The organism is Methylobacterium platani, assembly GCF_001653715.1.
Taxonomy (GTDB): Bacteria; Pseudomonadota; Alphaproteobacteria; order Rhizobiales; family Beijerinckiaceae; genus Methylobacterium; species Methylobacterium platani.
The window spans coordinates 1-17,786 of record NZ_LWHQ01000040.1 but is presented as its reverse complement, the minus strand read 5'-3'; the positions used below and the strand labels follow the sequence as shown (position 1 = coordinate 17,786).

The following is a 17,786-nucleotide window of genomic DNA, read 5'->3' as shown; positions in this document are numbered from 1 at the left end:
TTCCGGAACGACGTTGGCCCGGCCGTCGCGAGACGCGACGGCCGGGCTTTCGTCACTCGACAGGAGCCGTCACCGCGACCCGGACAGCTCCAGCACGTCGTCGAACGTCCGCAGGCCCGCCCGCGGCGAGTTCACCAGCACCGCCATGTTGCCCGGCGCGTGCTGGTTCTTCCACATCTTGGTGTGGGCCTCCGGGATCTTGTCCCAGGGGAACAGCTCGCTCATGCACGGATCGACCCGGCGGTCGATGACGAACTGGTTGGCGGCCGCCGCCTGCTTCAGGTGGGCGAAGTGCGAGCCCTGGATGCGCTTCTGCCGCATCCAGACGTAGCGGGCGTCGAAGGTGATGTTGAAGCCGGTCGTGCCGGCGCAGAACACCACCATGCCGCCGCGCTTCACCACCAGCGCCGAGACCGGGAAGGTCGCCTCGCCCGGGTGCTCGAACACGATGTCGACGTCGTTGCCCTTGCCGGTGATGTCCCAGATCGCCTTGCCGAACTTGCGGGCCTCCTTGGTCCACTCGTTGAACTCGGGCGAGTTCACCTTCGGCAACTGGCCCCAGCAGTTGAAGTCCTTGCGGTTGATGACGCCCTTGGCGCCCAGGCTCATGACGTAGTCGCGCTTCGACTCGTCGGAGATCACCGCGATGGCGTTGGCGCCGGCCGCCGCGCAGAGCTGCACGCCGAACACGCCGAGGCCGCCCGAGGCGCCCCAGATCAGCACGTTCTGGCCCGGCTTGATCGTGTGCGGCGCGTGGCCGAACAGCATCCGGTAGGCGGTGGCGAGCGTCAGCGTGTAGCAGGCGCTCTCCTCCCAGGTCAGGTGCCTGGGCCGGTGCATCAGCTGGCGCGACTGCACCCGGCAGAACTGGCCGAAGGAGCCGTCCGGGGTCTCGTAGCCCCAGATGCGCTGCGACGGCGAGAACATCGGGTCGCCGCCGTTGCACTCCTCGTCGTCGCCGTCGTCCTGGTTGCAGTGGACGATGACCTCGTCGCCGACCTTCCAGCGCTTCACCTTGGCGCCGACGGCCCAGACGATGCCCGAGGCGTCCGACCCGGCGACGTGGAAGTCGGCCTTGTGGACGTCGAACGGCGAGATCGGCTCGCCGAGGCCGGCCCAGACGCCGTTGTAGTTGACGCCGGCGGCCATCACGAGGACGAGCACCTCGTCGTCGCCGATCGACCAGGTCGGCAGCACCTCGATCTGCATCGAGGTCTCCGGCGGGCCGTGGCGCTCGCGCCGGATGGCCCAGGCATACATCTTCGCCGGGACGTGGCCGAGCGGCGGAATCTCGCCGATCTCGTAGAGATCCTTCAACCCGGACCCACCCGTCGCCACCGGCTCCAGCGCGGCGCTCGCAGCCATCGCGGACCCTCCCTTGAAATATTGCACTGCACCGTGGATTCTAGCGTCGTTCCAGGGGGCGTCCAATAGCCCTTTAGGCGACGCAGGCCACGAGTCGGCCTTAGGTCAAGGGTGACGGTTAAACCGGGCACCGCTAGCATCCGCGCTTCGGTGGGCTCAGACCCCACCCGGCCGGGCAACGAGGGTGAGGGCGCGAGATGGGCGAACCGGAGGTCAAGCGCGACAAGCCGTGGATCATCCGCACCTATGCGGGCCATTCCACGGCGGCGGAATCGAACGCGCTCTATCGCGGCAACCTCGCCAAGGGGCAGACCGGCCTGTCGGTCGCCTTCGACCTGCCGACCCAGACCGGCTACGACCCGGACCACGAGCTGGCCCGCGGCGAGGTCGGCAAGGTCGGCGTCTCGATCGCGCATCTCGGCGACATGCGGACCCTGTTCCAGGACATCCCGCTCGCCCAGATGAACACCTCGATGACCATCAACGCCACGGCGCCGTGGCTGCTGGCGCTCTACCTCGCGGTGGCCGAGGAGCAGGGGGCGCCGTTCTCGGCCCTCCAGGGCACGACCCAGAACGACATCATCAAGGAATACCTGTCGCGGGGCACCTACGTGTTCCCGCCCGGGCCGTCCCTGCGGCTCACCAAGGACGTGATCCTGTTCACGACGAGCCAGGTTCCGAAGTGGAACCCGATGAACGTGTGCTCCTACCACCTGCAGGAGGCGGGGGCGACGCCGGTCCAGGAACTGTCCTACGCGCTCGCGGTCGCCATCGCGGTCCTCGACACGGTGCGGGACGATCCGAACTTCGACGAGGAGAGCTTCGCCGACGTGGTCGGGCGGATCTCGTTCTTCGTCAATGCGGGGCTGCGCTTCGTCACCGAGATCTGCAAGATGCGGGCGTTCTGCGATCTCTGGGACGAGATCACCCGCGACCGCTACGGCATCGCGGATGCCCGCAAGCGCATCTTCCGCTACGGCGTTCAGGTGAACTCGCTCGGGCTGACCGAGCAGCAGCCCGAGAACAACGTCCACCGCATCCTGATCGAGATGCTGGCCGTGACCCTGTCCAAGCGCGCCCGCGCCCGCGCCGTGCAATTGCCGGCCTGGAACGAGGCGCTCGGCCTGCCGCGGCCCTGGGACCAGCAATGGTCGATGCGGATGCAGCAGATCCTCGCCTTCGAGACCGACCTCCTCGAATACGACGACATCTTCGACGGCTCGGTCGTGATGGACGCCAAGGTCGAGGCTCTCAAAGCTGAGACCCGGGCGGAATTGGCACGCATCGGCGCGCTCGGCGGCGCGGTCGCGGCGATCGAGACCGGCCTGATGAAGCGGGCGCTCGTCGAATCGAACGCGAAGCGCATCGCGGCGATCGAGCGCGGCGAGCAGGTCGTGGTCGGCGTCAACAAGTTCCAGAACGGCGAGCCCTCGCCACTCACCGCCGGCGACGGCGCGATCTTCACCGTCTCCGAGACCGTCGAGATGGAGGCGCAGGGGCGCATCAAGGCCTGGCGCGCGAAGCGCGACGCGGCCGCGGTCGCGGCGGCCCTCGACGAGCTGGAGGCGGCGGCGCGCGAGGGCCGCAACGTGATGCCGGCCTCGATCGCCTGCGCCAAGGCCGGCGTCACCACCGGCGAATGGGGCGAGCGCCTGCGCCAGGTCTTCGGCGAGTACCGCGCCCCCACCGGCGTCACCCCGGAGACCGTCACCTCGGGTGCGGCCGAGGAGGCGCGCCTGCTGGTGGCCGATCTCGGCGAGCGCCTGGGCGAGGCGCCGAAGCTCGTCGTCGGCAAGCCCGGCCTCGACGGGCACTCGAACGGCGCCGAGCAGATCGCGCTTCGCGCCCGCGACGTCGGCTTCGACGTCACCTATGACGGCATCCGCCAGACCCCGGCCGAGATCGTCGCCAAGGCGCGCGAGCGCAACGCCCACATCATCGGCCTGTCGATCCTGTCCGGCTCGCACGTGCCGCTGGTGCGCGAGGTCCGCTCGCGGCTGCGCCAGGAGGGCCTCGACCACATCCCGGTCGTCGTCGGCGGCATCATCTCGCCCGACGACGAGCTGGTGCTGAAGAACATGGGTGTCGCCGCGATCTACACCCCGAAGGACTACGCCCTCGACACGATCATGGTCGGCCTCGCCAAGGTGGTCGAGCGGTCGATCGCGAAGCGCGAGGCGGAGGGCGCGGAGCCGCGGCGGGAAGAGGTGTTCTGAACGGCGACGTCGAGAGGGCCGAACCGGCCCTCTCGACGAGGACGAGACGCTGTCCGGACAGCGTCTCACGCGAGGCGGCAGTTCCGCGCCGCGTCGGAGCCGGCGAGGGGCGTATCCCCGTGACGGCCCGGCCCGCGGCCCGGGGGGGGCTCAGCCCCCCTCGGCCTCCCCGTCGATCTCGACCTCCGCCTCGCCCTCGCCCTCGATGTGCTCGACCGATACGACCTTCTCGGTCTTGTCGGTGTTGAACACCGTGACGCCCTGCGAGGCGCGGCCGACCACCCGGATGTCGTCGACGGGCACGCGGATCAGCTTGCCGGCATCGGTCACCAGCATGATCTGGTCGCTGGTCTCGACCGGGAACGAGGCGACGAGGGTGCCGTTGCGGGCATTGACCTCCATCGCCTTGATGCCCTTGCCGCCGCGGCCGGAGATCCGGTACTCGAAGGACGAGGTGCGCTTGCCGAAGCCGCGCTCCGACAGGGTGAGGACGAACTGCTCCGCCGCCCCCATGGTGATGTAGCGGTCCTGCTCCAGGTTGATCGAGGCTGCGGCCTCCTCGCCCTCGGGCTCGGGTTCGGCGGGCAGCTCGATCGCCTCGCCGGTGGCGCGACGGTCGGCATTGGCGCGCTTGAGGTAGGCCTGGCGCTCCTCGGGCGAGGCCTCGAAGTGGCGCAGGATCGTCATCGAGATGACCTCGTCGCCCTTGGCGAGGTTGATGCCCCGCACGCCGGTCGAGTCGCGGCCCTTGAACACCCGCACGTCGGTGACCGGGAAGCGGATGCACTGGCCGGCGCCGGTGGTCAGCAGCACGTCGTCGGCTTCCGTGCAGATCTCGACGTGGACGATGTGGTCGCCCTCGTCGAGCTTCATGGCGATCTTGCCGTTGCGGTTGACCTGCACGAAGTCCGACAGCTTGTTGCGCCGCACGCTGCCCGACGCCGTGGCGAACATCACGTCGAGGGTCTCCCAGGACGCCTCGTCCTCGGGCAGGGGCATGATCGTGGTGATGCGCTCCTTGCCCTGGTCGAGGGGCAGGATGTTGACGAGCGCCTTGCCCCGCGCGTTCGGCGCCGCGAGCGGCAGCCGCCACACCTTCTCCTTGTAGGCCTGGCCCTGCGAGGAGAAGAACAGCACCGGCGTGTGGGTGTTCGCCACGAACAGCCGGGTGACGAAATCCTCGTCGCGCATCGACATGCCGGCCCGGCCCTTGCCGCCGCGGCGCTGGGCCCGGTAGGTCGAGAGCGGCACCCGCTTGATGTAGCCGGCGTGCGACACGGTCACGACCATGTCCTCGCGCTGGATCAGGTCCTCGTCCTCGACGCTCGAATCCCAGTCGAGGATCTCGGTCTTGCGCGGCGTCGCGTACTCGGCCCGGACTTCCGCCAGCTCGTGCTTGACGATGCCCATGATCCGGGCGCGCGAGCGCAGGATGTCGAGATAGTCGGCGATCTCGTCGGCGAGGCGCTTCAGCTCGTCGCCGATCTCGTCGCGGCCGAGCGCGGTCAGGCGCTGCAGGCGCAGGTCGAGGATGGCGCGGGCCTGGGTCTCGGACAGCCGGTAGGTGCCGTCCTCGCGCAGCCGATGGCGCGGATCGTCGACGAGCGCGATCAGCGGCGCGATATCCTCGGCCGGCCAGTCGCGGGCCATCAGGGCCTCGCGGGCCGAGTTCGGGTCCGGCGAGGTCCGAATCAGCCGGATCACCTCGTCGATGTTGGCGACCGCGATGGCGAGACCGCATAAGACGTGGGCGCGCTCGCGCGCCTTGTTCAGGAGGAACTTGGTGCGGCGGGAGACGACTTCCTCGCGGAAGTCGATGAAGGCCTGGATCAGGTCCTTGAGATTCAGAAGCTCGGGGCGGCCGCCGTTGAGCGCCACCATGTTGCAGCCGAAGCTCGTCTGCAGCGGCGTGTAGCGGTAGAGCTGGTTCAGCACCACGTCGGCGACGGCGTCGCGCTTCAGCTCGACCACGATGCGCATGCCGTCGCGGTCGGATTCGTCGCGAAGATCCGCGATGCCCTCGACGCGCTTCTCGCGCACGAGGTCGGCGATCTTCTCGACGAGCGACGCCTTGTTCACCTGATACGGGATCTGGGTGAAGATCAGCGCCTCGCGCTCCTTGCGCAACTCCTCGACGTGGGACTTCGCCCGCATGATCACCGAGCCGCGGCCGGTCATGTAGGCCGAGCGGGTGCCCGAGCGCCCGAGGATCGAGCCCCCGGTCGGGAAGTCCGGGCCCGGGATGATGTCGTTCAGGCCCTCGATGGTGATGGCCGGATCGTCGATCAGCGCGATGCAGCCGTCGATCACCTCGCCGAGGTTGTGCGGCGGGATGTTGGTCGCCATGCCGACCGCGATGCCGCCGGCGCCGTTGACGAGGAGGTTGGGGAAGCGGGCGGGCAGGACCGCCGGCTCGTCCTTCGACTCGTCGTAGTTCGGGTTGAAGTCGACCGTGTCCTTGTCGATGTCCTCGAGGAGGGCCATCGAGGGCTTGGCGAGGCGCGATTCGGTGTAGCGCATCGCCGCCGGCGGATCGCCGTCGACCGAGCCGAAATTGCCCTGGCCGTCGACCAGCATCAGCCGCATCGCGAAGTCCTGCGCCATGCGGACGAGGGCGTCGTAGATCGACTGGTCGCCGTGCGGGTGATACTGACCCATCACGTCGCCGACGATGCGCGCCGACTTCACGTACTTGCGGTCCGGCAGGTAGCCGTTCTCGTACATGGAGTACAGGATGCGGCGATGCACCGGCTTCAGGCCGTCGCGCGCGTCCGGCAGGGCCCGGCTGACGATCACGCTCATCGCGTAGGCCAGGTAGGACTGGCGCATCTCGTCGGTGATCGAGACGGGCTTGATGTCGGTCGCGGGCGGGGGGGCGCCGGTCGGGTCGTTCTCTGCCAAGGTCTGTCTCTCGTCGCGGCCCGCGCGGGCTCACACATTCGTGGGCCGGCTTAACCGATTTCGCCGCCCAGTGCCAGCGCCATGTGCCGGCGCGAAAGGCGGAAGGCGAAGCAAATCAGCATCTTAGATGGGTGTTCCGGGGATGTTCCACAAGCCCGGCGACACCCGGTGGACGAGTGTCCCGCGAAGTCGTTAGAGATTGGCAAAGGATGCGGGCGCGGGACCGGTGCGCCCGCGGCCGGAGGCCGCTCGCGATGGACGTCGTCATGGACCACAACCCGGCCTGCGGGACGTCGCGCACCGTGCCGGCGACGATCCGCGACGCCGGGATCGAGCCCCGCATCGTCGCATCCCCGGAGGCGCCGCCGGCGCTGCCGCGGTCGCAGCTCGGCCGGGCCGGCCTCCCGGTGCGCGGCGTGCCGCCGGGCGCGGCCGCCACGGCCTGACGAACCGGACCCCGACCCATGATCGCGCAAGGGCGCTGGCCGGTCATCTCGGCCCTCGGCATCGTGCAGATCCTCGCCTGGGGCTGCAGCTACTACCTGCTGACGGTGCTCGGGCCGTCGATCGCGGCGGAGACCGGCTGGGGGCTGCCGTGGATCTTCGGCAGCCTCACCGCCGGCATGCTGGTGGCGGGAGCGGTCGCGCCGACGGCCGGCCGGATGATCGGGCGCCACGGCGGGCGCCCGGTCCTGGCCGTCTCGACCGGCCTCATGACGGTCGGGCTGGTCCTGCTGGCGCTCGCCCCCAACCTGCCGGTCTTCGGCCTCGCCTGGCTGGTGATCGGCGCCGGGATGGGATCGGGCCTCTACGACGCCGCCTTCGCCACCCTCGGGCGTCTCTACGGCGCCGACGCGCGCCCGGCGATCACCGCGCTGACCCTGTGGGGCGGGTTCTCCAGCACCCTGTGCTGGCCGCTCTCGGCCTTCCTGCTCGCGCATCTCGGCTGGCGCGGCACCTGCCTGACCTACGCGGCCCTGGAGACCGCCGTGTGCCTGCCGCTGATCCTCGGGCTGGTCCCGCCCGCCGCCCCGCGGCCCGCCGGGCCCGGGGCAGGGCGGTCCGACGCGGTGACCCTCGATCCCGCCGAGCGCCCGACCTTCCTGGTTCTGGGCGCGGTGGTGACCTGCACCGGCATCGTCACCTCGATCGTCTCGGTCCACCTGCTGACCCTGCTGCAGGATCGCGGCCTGTCGCTGGCGGCGGCGGTGTCGATCGGGACCCTGGTCGGGCCGTCGCAGGTCGGGGCGCGGCTCCTCGAAGTGGCCAATCGCAGCCGCCACCACCCGATCTGGACCCTCACGGTCGCGATCCTCCTGATGGCGGTCGGGCTCGGGCTGCTGTGGAGCGGGCTACTCGGCCCGGCCTTCGTGCTGATGATCTACGGCGCCGGCAACGGGCTCTACTCGATCGGACGGGGCACCCTGCCGCTCGCGCTGTTCGGGCCCGAGCGCTACGCGGCCCTGCTCGGGCGCCTGGCGAAGCCGAACCTCGCCGCGCAGGCCCTCGCGCCGTCGGCCGGCGCCTACCTCATCGCCCATGCCGGGGCCGACGCGACGGTGACGGCGCTGGCGGTGCTCGGGCTGATCGACGTCGCCCTGATCGGCGCGCTGTGGCGGGTCCGGCGCCGCGGCGCGCGGCCGGCAGGGCAGCGACACGCGGAAAAGCCCCTCCCGCAGGGCGGGAGGGGCTGAGGGCATCCGGGCGCGGACGCGCCCGGCAAGTTTGATCAAGTCTTCCTGGCGCGGACGCGCCCGGCAAGTCTGATCGGGCCTTCCCGGCGCGGATGCGCCCGGGACGGCTCAGTGCGTGGTGACGGTCTCCGCCGCCGCGCGACGCCGGCGCGGGGCGGGCTTGGCCACCGCCTCGGCCATCGCCGCCACGGTCTTGGCCGCCGGGCTCTTCGCCGCGGCGCTCTTGCTCGCGGCGGGCTTGCGGGCCGCCGGCCTGCGTACCGGCTCGGCGACGATCGCCTCCGCGGCGGCGGGCGCTTCGACAACGGTCCGCAGCTCGCGCTCGGCCAGGAGCCAGTAATGCTCGTCGCGGCCCGGCGCGCGGCCGTCGCGCTCCCACAGGGCGTAGGCCCGCTCGCGGATGCTGGTCTCGACGTGATCCATCCCGACCTCCTCGTGGTTCATGTGAGCGGACCATCGTGGTTCATGGTTAAGGAAGCCCTAACCCGCCCGGGCGCCGGTCCCACCGGAAGGAAGGCACGACCGGTCCGCTCCTCAGGGCGGGGCGGACGCTCAGGACGGGGACGAGGAGGGCGGGGAAGCGGAGGGCGGCGGGCCTCGCGATCCCGCTCGCGCGGGACGGTCGGGCCCGCCGGTGACACCGTCCCAGCGAGAGCGGCAAGGACGGCGTGACGCTGGTCAGCCTGGACCCGCCCGGCCGGCCTGTCCTCGACCCAGGTTAACCCGGACCCGGGTTGACCCGGCGGCCGGGTCCCAGCTCCACAAATGTAACATTGTTGCAAATGCCCGCGGGCCGTCCTAGGGGAGGCGCATCGTCGAACCGGGGAACTGACGCGATGGGCAGGCTGAGAATCGGGATGCTGCTGCTGGCACTGGGCCTGGCCTGGACCGCGCCCGCCCGGGCGGAGCCGATGCGGGTGGTGGCGACCTTCTCGATCCTCGGCGACCTCGTGCGGCAGGTCGGCGGCGACCGGGTCGCGGTCGGCACCCTGGTCGGCCCGAACGGCGACGCGCACAGCTTCGTGCCGGCGCCGGCCGACGCGCAGGCGGTGGCCTCCGCCCGGCTGGTGGTGGTGAACGGCCTCGGCTTCGAGGGCTGGATCGACCGCCTGATCAAGGCCTCCGGCACCAAGGCGAAGGTCGTCGTCGCCTCGACGGGCATCGTCCCGATCGAGGAGGACGAGGGCGAGGGGCACGGACACGACCACGCCGTCGACCCGCATGCCTGGCAGAACGTCGCCAATGCCAGGCGCTACGTCGCCAACATCCGCGACGGGCTGGCGAGCGTCGATCCCGCCGGGGCGGCGACCTACGAGGCCAACGCGACCGCCTACCTCGCGCGGCTCGACGCCCTCGACACCGAGGTCCGCGCGGCGCTCGCCGGCATCCCGGAGGCGCGCCGGCGCATCGTCACCACGCACGATGCCTTCGGGTATTTCGCCAGGGCCTACGGCCTGCGCTTTCTCGCCCCGCAGGGCGTGTCGAGCCAGAGCGAGGCCACGGCCCGCGACGTCGCCGCGATCGTGCGCCAGGTCCGCCGCGACAGGATCCCGGCGGTCTTCCTCGAGAACGTCTCCGATCCGCGGCTGATGCAGCAGATCGCCCGCGAGAGCGGCGCCAAGGCGGGCGGGCGCGTCTTCTCCGACGCCCTGTCCGAGCCCGGCGGCCCGGCCCCGACCTATCTCGACATGATGCGCCACAACGCCGGGGAGTTCGCGGCGGCGCTGAAGGAGTGAGGCGGCAGGCCCCGCTCGGCGTCGCCGAATGCCGCCCGCCTCACCGCAGGCCGAGCGTCAGGCTGCGGAAGCGCTTGCCGTCCCGCGACTCCTCGCACGGCCTGCCGTCCGAGCCGAGCGCCTCGCCGTCGTCGCTGAGTACCTGGACCCGGTCGCCGGCCGGGGCGACCAGCAGCGCCTCGGGCTGGAAGTCCGGGATCGCCGCGAAGGCCGCGGCGGCGCCGTCGACCCGGGTCGGCCTGTCGGCCGGATCGCCCGACCAGCGATAGAGGTCGAACGGCTCGCCCCCGCCGCCGGCCCCGCCGGCGAGGATCAGGTAGGCCTTCGCCTGCGGCGCGTAGGCGAGGTCGCGGATGCCGCGGCCCTTGAGGTCGAGGGCGACCGGCGCCCCGAGGCGCGGGGCGGCGCCGGCGATCGCCTCGGCCGGGTTCTCGAACGGGACCAGCAGGGCGTTGGCGTCGGTATCGAGGGGATTGCGCAGGCCGAGCCAGAGGGACCGCCCGTCCGGGCGCGGCGCCATCCCCTCGATATTGAAGCCCTTGCGCTTCGGATCGAGGTCGTCGCGGGCCGGCACGTCGAGGCCGATCCGGGCCGCGAGCAGGGGCGAGAGGGCCGAAAGCGCCGGCGGCAGGCCGCGGACGGCGCGTCCCAGCGGGACCAGGCCGGGCGTGCCGCCCGCCTCCGTCACCGTCACGGCGGCGAGGCGTCCGCGCCCCGGGCTCTGCTTGCCGCCGTGGCGGCGGCTGTGGGAGCCGAGCACGTAGAGGTCGGATCCGAGCCAGGCCGCGGATTCGAGGTCGGCCTTGCGGTCCTCCGGCGTGAGGCCGAGCTGGGCCGCGAGGTCGGCCCCCTCCAGCGGCAGCGCCTCGCCGCCCGCGCCGGCCCGGTAGAGCCGCATCACCGAGGATTCGTCGTCGACCACGAGGAAGCGGTCGCCGAAGCTGCCGCGCGGATAGGGTACGGCGCCGGAGGCCTCGCACATCCCGCGATGCTCCAGCAGCGGGCCGACCGTCACCGGCTCGGCGGTCGCCGCGAAGGCCGCGAGGGACGAGGCCAGGATCGTGAGGAGCGGCAGGGGGCGGAGCATCGGGAATCTCGCGGGAACCGGTGATGGCGGAGGCGGGGCGACGGCGCCTCGACACTCCTCTACGGCAGCGGCGCGATCCCGCAAGCCGGCGACGGGCGACCCTGTGCCTCGCCCCCTTGGCCGGCTCAGGCGCACGAGCGCGTGGCGCGATCGGCAGGCTCGCGACGGGCCGCTCCCCCGAACACAGCCAGCACGTCGCCGAACGGCACCGGCCCGCCGAGCAGGAAGCCCTGCGCGCCCGCGCAGCCCGCCTCTCGCAGGACGGCGAGCTGCGCCTCGGTCTCGACGCCCTTGGCGACGACGTCCAGGCCGAGCGCGCCCCCGAGGGCGACGAGCGCCGGCACGAGGCCGGCGGCGTCGGGCGCGGCCGCGAGGTCGCGCTGGAGCTTGATCCGTCCGAACGGCAGGCGCCGCAGCGCGCCGAGGGAGGAGGCCCCGGCGCCGAAATCGTCGAAGGCGAGGCCGACACCGAGGGCCGCGATCTCGGCCAGCCGGCCGCGCTCCTCGGCCACCGCCGCCTCGGCGATGTCGAGCTCCAAGCGCCCCGCGGGCTCGCCGCTCGCCGCGAGGGCGGCGCGCAGGCAGGCGGCGAAGCCCGGCCGGCGCAGCTGGGCGCCGGCGACGTTCACCACCATGCGGATCGCCGGCGGCAGCGCCCGCGCGTCGCGCAGGGCGGCCTGCAGCACCCACTCGCCGAGCGGCACGATCAGGCCGGTCTCCTCGGCGAGCGGCAGGAACGCTCCCGGCGGGAGCGGGCCGCGGGCCGGATGGTCCCAGCGCAGCAGCGCCTCGAGCGCGGCGATCCGCCCGTCGGCGAGGTCGAAGACCGGCTGGTACTGCAGGGAGAACTCGCCGCGCTGCAGCGCCAGGCGCAGGTCGAGTTCGAGGCGCCGGCGCTCCTCCGCCGCCCGGTCCATCGCGGCGGCGAAGTGCCGGAAGGTGTTGCGCCCGTCCGATTTCGCCCGGTAGAGCGCGAGGTCGGCGCGATTGAGCAGGGTGTCGCTGTCGAGCCCGTGCTCGGGCGCGAAGGCGATGCCGATGCTCACCCCGATCGTCGCCTCCTGCCCGCCGAGGTCGACCGGCTCGCGCAGCGCCGCGACGAGCCGCGCCGCCGTGGCGGCCGCGCTGATGGCCGTCGCCTCGCCGCCGAGCAGGACCGCGAACTCGTCGCCGCCGAGGCGCGCCGCGAGGTCCTCCTGGCGCAGGGCGGCGCGGATCCGCCCCGCCACCTCGCGCAGCAGCGCGTCGCCGGCGAGATGGCCGAGGGTGTCGTTGACCGCCTTGAAGGCGTCGAGGTCGAGGCAGAGCAGGCCGCAGCTGCCGCCGTGGCGCCGCACGGCGGCGAGGCGCTGGTCGAGGCTGTCGCGGAACAGCGCCCGGTTGGGCAGCCCGGTCAGCGGATCGTGCCGGGCGAGGTGGGCCGCCTGCGCCTCCGCCGCCTTGCGGGCGGTGATGTCGGTATAGGTGCGCACCGCGCCGCCGGTGGGCAGCGGCACCGTGCGGATCTCCAGCACCGTGCCGTTCGGCCGCTCGCGCTCGTAGGTGTGGGGATGAGTGGTGAGGGGCCCGTGGGCGACCTGCTCGCGCAGGCCGGCGTCGCAGCGGGCGAAGTCGTCCTGCGCGATCTGGTGGCGGCGCACGGCGTCGAAGGTCGGCTCGGCCCGCATCAGCTCCCGCGGCAGGTCGAGGAGCGCGAGGGCGCGCTCGTTGCAGACCCGCACGATCCCGGCCTCGTCGACCATCATCAGGCCCTGGTCCATATGCGCCAGGGTGGCGTCGAGGAGGGCGGTGCTGGCGCGCAGGCGGGCGGCGCCCGCCTGCAGCTCGGCCTCGGCCCGGGCCATCTCGGTCACGTCCTGCACGCTGCCGAACAGCGCGACGGCCGCGCCGGCCTCGTCCTGCTGGCAGATGCCGCGGGAGACGATGATCCGCTCCTCGCCGTCCCGCCGCACGATGCGGGCCGTGAACTGGAAGCCCGTCCGGTTCTCCCGCGCCTGCGCGACGAGGTCCGCGACCCGCCCCCGGTCGTCCGGATGGTAGTAGGACAGGGCCTCGGCGACGTCGGCGGCCGGGTCGCCCGGGGCCCGGCCGTGGATGCGGCAGACCTCGTCCGACCAGGAGGTGGCGCCCGAGGCGAGGTCGACGCGCCAGTGGCCGATGCGCCCCATCTGCTCGGCCAGCATCAGGTTGCGGTTGGCGCGCGACAGGGCGTCCTCGCCCGCCCGCCGGCGCAGGACCTCGGTCTCGCTGGTGACCCGGGCCTCGTAGTGCCGGAGCTGGGCCACCACGACCGCGGTCAGGTCGCGGAGCCGCGCGGTCTCCTCGTCGGAGAGCCGGCGCGGGACCGTATCGCCGAGGCACAGGGTGCCGAGCGGCAGGCCGGGCCGCAGCACCAGCGGCACGCCGGCATAGAACCGTACCGCCCGCTCCCCGGTCACGAGCGCGACGTCGCGAAAGCGCGGATCGGCCGTCGCGTCCTCGACCACGAGGGGGGCGTCGCTCAGGACGGCGTGGCTGCAGAAGGCCGCGTCCCGGCCGGTGGGACCGAACTGGATGCCCGCCGACGCCTTGCACCACAGCCGGTCCGCATCGACCAGCGAGATCCATGCGTAGGGCACCCGGAACAGCGCGCGGGCGAGGCGGCAGACCGCGTCGAAATGGGCCTCCGGCGGCGTGTCTAGGATGCCGAGGGCGCGCAGGTCGGAGAGGCGCTCGGCCTCCCGCACGGGACGAAGATGCACCGCGACGCTCCTTGCCGCCGGGCCGGGCGTGAAGCGCCGGGTCGATCGTGACACAATGTCAAAAACGTTAATACGTCGTTAAGTGCGATGCCGCCGCCGAGTGCAGCCCGGCGAAGCGGCGTAGGCCGGCCGGTGTATGTCGCGGCCGATCGGCCGGACGATGCATTGCATCGCTCACCTCTCGGCACTCGATTGGCTGCCGCGACGAGAGTTCGTCGCGTCTACGTGGCGAAGCGGCGGCCGATCTATGAGATCTCGCCTCGTTGCCTGCGGGTCGCGCCGCGGGCGGCACCCGTCATCCCGCGAGCGCCCGGCTGATCACGATCCGCTGGACGTCGCTGGTGCCCTCGTAGATCTGGCACACCCGCACGTCGCGGTAGATCTGCTCGACCGGGTAATCGGCGAGGTAGCCGTAGCCGCCGTGGATCTGGATCGCGTCGGAGCACACGGCCTCCGCCATCTCGGAGGCGAAGAGCTTGGCCATCGCCGCCTCCTTCAGGCAGGGCTGCCCGGCATCGCGCAGGCGCGCGGCGTTGAGCACCAGGAGCCGGGCGGCCTCGATCCGCGTCGCCATGTCGGCGAGCCGGAAGGCGACCGCCTGGTGCTGCGTGAGCTTCTGCCCGAAGGTCTCGCGCTCGCCCGCGTAGGCGAGCGCCGCCTCGAACGCGGCGCGCGCCATGCCGACCGCCTGGGCGGCGATGCCGATGCGCCCGCCCTCGAGGTTGGCGAGCGCGATCCTGAGGCCCTCGCCCTCCTGGCCGAGCATCAGGTCGGGGGTGAGCTCCATGTCCTCGAACACGATCTGGGCGGTGTCGGAGGCGCGCTGGCCGAGCTTGTGCTCGATGCGCGCCACCCGGTAGCCCGGGGTCTTCGTCGGCACGATGAAGGCCGAGATGCCGCGCTTGCCGGCCTCCGGATCGGTCACCGCGAAGACGATCGCCAGGTCGGCATTGGCCCCCGAGGTGATGAACTGCTTGGTGCCCGACAGAACCCAGGCATTGCCGGAGCGCCGCGCCCGGGTCTTGAGGGCGGCGGCGTCCGAGCCGGCGCCGGGCTCGGTCAGGCAGAAGGCCGCGAGCTGCTCGCCGCGGGCGAGCGGCCCGAGGAAACGCGCCTTCTGCTCGCCGCTGCCGAACTTCAGGATCGGCATGCAGCCGACCGAGTTGTGGACGCTCATCACCGTCGAGACCGCGCCGTCGCCCGCCGCCACCTCCTCGATAGCGAGCGCGTAGGCGACGTGGTCGGCGGCGGCCCCGCCATGCTCCTCGGGCACCAGCATGCCCATGAAGCCGAGCGCGCCCATCTCGGCGATCGCCTCGCGGGGGAAGCGCGCCTCCCGGTCCCATCCGGCGGAGAACGGCTTCAGCCGCTCTTGCGCGAAGCTGCGGGCGGTGTCGCGGATCAGGATCTGATCGTCGCTCAGCATCCGGCCGCTCCTTTACTTGGACTGCATGCGCAGTGCGCCGTCGAGGCGGATGACCTCGCCGTTGAGCATCGGGTTGTCGATGATCGCCATCGCGAGCTTCGCGTACTCCTCCGGCCTGCCCAGACGGGAGGGGAACGGCACCGCGGCGCCGAGCGACTCCTGCACCTCCTGCGGCAGGCCGCGCAGCATCGGCGTCTCGAAGATGCCCGGCGCGATGGCGCAGACCCGGATGCCGGAGGGCGCGAATTCCCGCGCCGCCGGCAGGGTCAGGCCGACGATGCCGGCCTTCGAGGAGGCGTAGGCCGCCTGGCCCACCTGGCCCTCGTAGGCCGCGACCGAGGCGGTGGAGAGGATGACGCCGCGCTCGCCGCCCTCCAGCGGATCGAGCGCCAATGCGCCGGCGGCCACGAGGCGCATGAGATTGAAGCTGCCGATCAGGTTGACCTGGATCACCCTGGCATAGGCCTGAAGGTCGAGCGGACCGTTGCGGCCGACGATCCGCCCGGCGGTCGCGACGCCGGCGCAGTTGACGAGGATGCGGGCGGGCCCGTGCACCTCCGCCGCCCGGGCGACCGCCGCCTCGGCGCTTCCCGCATCGGCGACGTCGCACGGGAGGGCGAGGCCGCCGATCTCGCGGGCGACCTCGGCCGCGGCGCCCTCGTTGAGGTCGAGGAGCGCGACCCGCGCGCCCGCCGCGGCGAGCGCCCGGCCGGTCGCCGCGCCGAGCCCCGAACCGCCGCCCGTGACGATGGCCGCTACGCCGTTGACGTTCATCCGCGTCCTCCCTGACCTCGTTGATCCCGCCGCTCACGCGGGGGACGGATCGTCCGCAAGGCCCGCCCATGGCGAAGGGCGGACCGGTCTGCTAGGCGATCCCTCGTTGGTCCCAATCGCTATGGGGCCGACCTGTCATCGTCAAGGCGCGCCGACCAAGCGACGACAAGCGCCGGCCGATGCGCATCGGGGAGGAGGGCGCATGAACCCGTCGGACGGGACAGGGCAGGGCGGGCCGCTCGCGGGGCTGCGCATCGTCGAGTTCGCCGGCATCGGCCCGGGTCCCTTCGCGGCGATGCTGCTCGCCGACATGGGGGCCGAGCTGGTGCGGCTCGACCGGCCCGGCGGCGCCGATCCCTATTCGAGGAACGTCGTCGCGCGCGGACGCCCGACCGTGACCGTCGACCTCAAGGACCCGGCCGATCGCGCCGGCGCCCTGGCGCTGCTGGAGCGGGCCGACGCGCTGATCGAGGGGTTCCGGCCCGGCGTGATGGAGCGGCTCGGGCTCGGGCCCGACGCGGTGCTCGCCCGCAACCCCCGCCTCGTCTACGGCCGCATGACCGGCTGGGGCCAGGACGGTCCGCTGGCGCGGGCCGCCGGGCACGACATCACCTACATGGCGGTCACCGGCGCGCTGGCGGCGATCGGCCCGGCCGAGCGGCCGGTGCCGCCGCTCAACCTCGTCGGCGATTACGGCGGCGGCGCGCTCTACCTCGTGACCGGTCTCCTCGCCGCCCTGCTCTCGGCCGGACGCACCGGGCGCGGCCAGGTCGTCGACGCGGCGATCTGCGACGGTGCCGCCTCCCTGATGGCGATGTTCTCGGAACTCGCCTCGCAGGGACGCTGGAGCGACCGGCGCGAGGCGAACCTCCTCGACGGCGGCGCGCCCTGGTACCGCACCTACGCTTGCGCCGACGGCAATCACGTCGCCCTCGGGGCGCTCGAGCCGCACTTCTACGCCCTGTTTCGTCGCCTCACCGGCCTCGATGCCGATCCGGACTTCGACCGCCGCGACGACCCGGAGATCTGGCCGGTGCTGCGGCGCAAGCTCGAGGCGCTGTTCCTGACGAAGACCCGCGACGACTGGTGCCGGCTCCTCGAAGGGACGGATGCGTGCCTCGCCCCGGTCCTGGCGCTCGGCGAGGCAGCGGACCACCCGCACCTCGCCGCGCGGCAAACCTTCGTCACGGTCGACGGCACCGTCCAGCCCGCGCCGGCGCCGCGATTCTCCGGTACGCCTTCGGCGATCCGGCCCGCCGCCGGCCCCCTCACCCTCGCGGAGGCGGTTCGCCGGTGGAGCGGGGAGGGGACTTTCGAAGCTGAGCCGGGACAATAAGTGTTGACGGGCCGAAACGCGGGGCCTATACGACCACCCATCGGCGCCGGCCGCGACAGCGGCCCGGGCGCTGAGCCATCTTCGAGACAGTCCGGGCCGGCGAGCCTGACCTTGGTCAGGCGCTGGTCCCGTTGTCGCCGATGATACCCCGGTTCCGACCGGACCGCTCTTTGACAAGTACATCTGAGAAAGAGAAGCGTGGACGGCGTCGTCCCTGCGGATCCGGGTTTCGGCCTGGATCGTGAGTAGGATGATGCTGGTCCGACGTTTCGGTGCTCACACGATCAGGCGGAAACGCCGATCGGTTGTGTGCTTCCGTTTTATGTTGTGATCAGCTTTGATCAGCTCTTCAACTTGAGAGTTTGATCCTGGCTCAGAGCGAACGCTGGCGGCAGGCTTAACACATGCAAGTCGAGCGGGCATCCTCGTGGTGTCAGCGGCAGACGGGTGAGTAACACGTGGGAACGTGCCCTTCGGTTCGGAATAACTCAGGGAAACTTGAGCTAATAC

Annotated in this window: 12 protein-coding genes and 1 rRNA gene; 6 read left to right on the top strand and 7 right to left on the bottom strand. The window is 72.0% G+C overall.

Annotated features, from left to right (window positions below; all coding sequences use genetic code 11):
* Positions 1-69: 69 nt before the first annotated feature.
* On the bottom strand, positions 70-1,365 hold the full coding sequence (ccrA, locus tag A5481_RS20350; RefSeq protein ID WP_048435567.1) for a crotonyl-CoA carboxylase/reductase: 1,296 nt from the start codon (positions 1,363-1,365) through the stop codon (positions 70-72).
* A 197-nt stretch (positions 1,366-1,562) separates the two neighbouring features.
* Between ccrA and A5481_RS20345 the strand changes: the two genes are divergently transcribed.
* Positions 1,563-3,581 (top strand): protein meaA, encoded by a 2,019-nt coding sequence (locus A5481_RS20345; RefSeq protein WP_048435566.1) that lies wholly within the window; start codon positions 1,563-1,565, stop codon positions 3,579-3,581.
* 150 nt (positions 3,582-3,731) lie between these two features.
* On the opposite strand, the gene gyrA is transcribed toward A5481_RS20345, so the two are convergent.
* The gene (gyrA, locus tag A5481_RS20340) at positions 3,732-6,482 is read right to left on the bottom strand and encodes a DNA gyrase subunit A (RefSeq protein WP_048435565.1); all 2,751 of its coding nucleotides are present in this window, start codon (positions 6,480-6,482) and stop codon (positions 3,732-3,734) included.
* Between the two features lie 254 nt (positions 6,483-6,736).
* On the opposite strand from gyrA, the gene A5481_RS20335 reads away from it, so the two are divergent.
* Complete coding sequence (locus tag A5481_RS20335; protein ID WP_053082487.1) at positions 6,737-6,928, top strand: thioredoxin domain-containing protein; 192 nt, start codon at positions 6,737-6,739, stop codon at positions 6,926-6,928.
* An 18-nt stretch (positions 6,929-6,946) separates the two neighbouring features.
* Positions 6,947-8,176 (top strand): MFS transporter, encoded by a 1,230-nt coding sequence (locus tag A5481_RS20330; protein WP_064504259.1) that lies wholly within the window; start codon positions 6,947-6,949, stop codon positions 8,174-8,176.
* 108 nt (positions 8,177-8,284) lie between these two features.
* Here A5481_RS20330 and A5481_RS20325 read toward each other — a convergent pair whose 3' ends face one another.
* Positions 8,285-8,620 carry a DUF2934 domain-containing protein gene (locus A5481_RS20325; RefSeq protein ID WP_245239169.1) on the bottom strand — a complete coding sequence of 112 codons (336 nt, stop codon included), beginning with the start codon at positions 8,618-8,620 and terminating at the stop codon, positions 8,285-8,287.
* 392 nt (positions 8,621-9,012) lie between these two features.
* Between A5481_RS20325 and A5481_RS20320 the strand changes: the two genes are divergently transcribed.
* On the top strand, positions 9,013-9,912 hold the full coding sequence (locus A5481_RS20320; RefSeq protein ID WP_048436912.1) for a metal ABC transporter substrate-binding protein: 900 nt from the start codon (positions 9,013-9,015) through the stop codon (positions 9,910-9,912).
* 40 nt (positions 9,913-9,952) lie between these two features.
* Here the strand turns inward: A5481_RS20320 and A5481_RS20315 are convergent, their stop codons facing one another.
* The 4 genes from A5481_RS20315 to A5481_RS20300 form a co-directional block, all read right to left on the bottom strand.
* Entirely contained in the window at positions 9,953-10,999 is a 1,047-nt protein-coding gene (locus A5481_RS20315; protein ID WP_048436913.1) for a DUF3616 domain-containing protein, read from the bottom strand.
* A gap of 125 nt (positions 11,000-11,124) precedes the next feature.
* Positions 11,125-13,740: a sensor domain-containing phosphodiesterase gene (locus A5481_RS20310; RefSeq protein WP_156312125.1), complete on the bottom strand. Its 2,616-nt coding sequence runs from the start codon at positions 13,738-13,740 to the stop codon at positions 11,125-11,127.
* Positions 13,741-14,035: 295 nt separating this feature from the next.
* On the bottom strand, positions 14,036-15,166 hold the full coding sequence (locus A5481_RS20305) for an acyl-CoA dehydrogenase family protein (protein WP_048436914.1): 1,131 nt from the start codon (positions 15,164-15,166) through the stop codon (positions 14,036-14,038).
* A gap of 12 nt (positions 15,167-15,178) precedes the next feature.
* Positions 15,179-15,940, bottom strand: a complete 762-nt coding sequence (locus A5481_RS20300; RefSeq protein WP_048436915.1) for an SDR family NAD(P)-dependent oxidoreductase — start codon at positions 15,938-15,940, stop codon at positions 15,179-15,181.
* A 202-nt stretch (positions 15,941-16,142) separates the two neighbouring features.
* On the opposite strand from A5481_RS20300, the gene A5481_RS20295 reads away from it, so the two are divergent.
* A complete protein-coding gene (locus tag A5481_RS20295; RefSeq protein WP_048436916.1) occupies positions 16,143-17,276 on the top strand; it encodes a CaiB/BaiF CoA transferase family protein in 1,134 nt (377 codons plus the stop codon).
* Positions 17,277-17,626: 350 nt separating this feature from the next.
* Positions 17,627-17,786 (top strand): 16S ribosomal RNA (locus tag A5481_RS20290); the annotation flags it as partial.

Coding starts and splice junctions, on each gene's coding strand:
- A5481_RS20330 (WP_064504259.1), top strand. CDS start 6,947: ATGATCGCGCAAGGGCGCTGGCCGGTCATCTCGGCCCTCGGCATCGTG.
- A5481_RS20320 (WP_048436912.1), top strand. CDS start 9,013: ATGGGCAGGCTGAGAATCGGGATGCTGCTGCTGGCACTGGGCCTGGCC.
- A5481_RS20345 (WP_048435566.1), top strand. CDS start 1,563: ATGGGCGAACCGGAGGTCAAGCGCGACAAGCCGTGGATCATCCGCACC.
- A5481_RS20315 (WP_048436913.1), bottom strand. CDS start 10,999: ATGCTCCGCCCCCTGCCGCTCCTCACGATCCTGGCCTCGTCCCTCGCG.
- A5481_RS20300 (WP_048436915.1), bottom strand. CDS start 15,940: ATGAACGTCAACGGCGTAGCGGCCATCGTCACGGGCGGCGGTTCGGGG.
- A5481_RS20335 (WP_053082487.1), top strand. CDS start 6,737: ATGGACGTCGTCATGGACCACAACCCGGCCTGCGGGACGTCGCGCACC.
- ccrA (WP_048435567.1), bottom strand. CDS start 1,365: ATGGCTGCGAGCGCCGCGCTGGAGCCGGTGGCGACGGGTGGGTCCGGG.
- A5481_RS20325 (WP_245239169.1), bottom strand. CDS start 8,620: ATGAACCACGAGGAGGTCGGGATGGATCACGTCGAGACCAGCATCCGC.
- A5481_RS20305 (WP_048436914.1), bottom strand. CDS start 15,166: ATGCTGAGCGACGATCAGATCCTGATCCGCGACACCGCCCGCAGCTTC.
- A5481_RS20295 (WP_048436916.1), top strand. CDS start 16,143: ATGAACCCGTCGGACGGGACAGGGCAGGGCGGGCCGCTCGCGGGGCTG.